1 protein-coding gene and 1 pseudogene are annotated in these 990 nt (G+C 43.3%); one reads left to right on the plus strand and one right to left on the minus strand.

Annotation, left to right across the window (positions count from 1 at the left end):
- Positions 1–365 (minus strand): annotated as a pseudogene (locus A3763_RS04010) (transposase); the annotation flags it as partial.
- A 241-nt stretch (positions 366–606) separates the two neighbouring features.
- Between A3763_RS04010 and A3763_RS04015 the strand changes: the two are divergent.
- The coding region (locus A3763_RS04015) for a DEAD/DEAH box helicase (RefSeq protein ID WP_156494890.1) at positions 607–990 on the plus strand (384 nt) is incomplete at its 3' end.

The raw sequence follows: 990 nt of genomic DNA on the forward strand, positions 1-990 counted from the left end.
TTTCACTCCAAATAGCTGACACATCAGGTCAACCGGCCAGGTCTTCTTATGTTGAGTGATAAAGTCATACTTCACTTCGTTTCTTTGGCAAAGAAGACCGTCGCCTTTTTTAGTATTTCCTTTTCTATTTCAAGGCGCTTAACCTGCGCCTTAAGTCTTCTAATTTCTTCTTGCTCTGACGTAAGCTTGCCATTGCCTCTGAAAGCATTGCCTGAATCGTTTTGATATTCTTTTATCCAACGCCCCAGTACCTGTGCGCTAATACCCAGGCTACGGGCTGCCTCTGTCCTAGTGTGGCCTTGATCAAGCACCAGACTAATCGCGTCCAATTTAAATTCTTGGGAATATTTTTTTCGTGTATTCAATTTACCTTCTCCAGTTAGGACGTATTATGTCTTAACTGGACTGGTCATATCTATTAGACCACGTCAGTACCGGGATGGCTCGATCGACAAGATCAATCAGGAGTTTATGCCTTGATTTCTTAAACATCGTGAACAGCTATCGCTCAAAAACAATACTAGCGCCAACCACTAGAATCCTATAAGCTCGCTCTCCTTATTTTGGCTGTATTGTTATTGTACAGCCCCTACAGTTGAGCAGTTTATGAGTTTCGAGTCTTTAGGTCTTTCGCTTCCACTATTAAAAGCTATTGAAGAATTAGGGTATAAAACCCCATCCCCTATACAAGAAAAAGCTATACCTGAAGTACTTGCCGGCCATGACCTTTTAGCAGCAGCACAAACCGGCACAGGGAAAACTGCTGGTTTTACATTGCCCATCCTAGATCGTCTCGTTAAAGGCGAAAAACCAAAAGGTAATCGAGTTCGTGCAGTTATCCTCGCCCCAACCAGAGAACTCGCAGCACAAATTGCCGTAAGTGTTGAGCAGTATTCGAAACACCTTCCTCTACGTTCTTCTGTTGTCTACGGTGGCGTCAAGATTAACCCTCAGATGATGCTGCTACGTAAAGGTCTCGATATACTTGTA

It is taken from the genome of Oleiphilus sp. HI0128 (assembly GCF_001635365.1).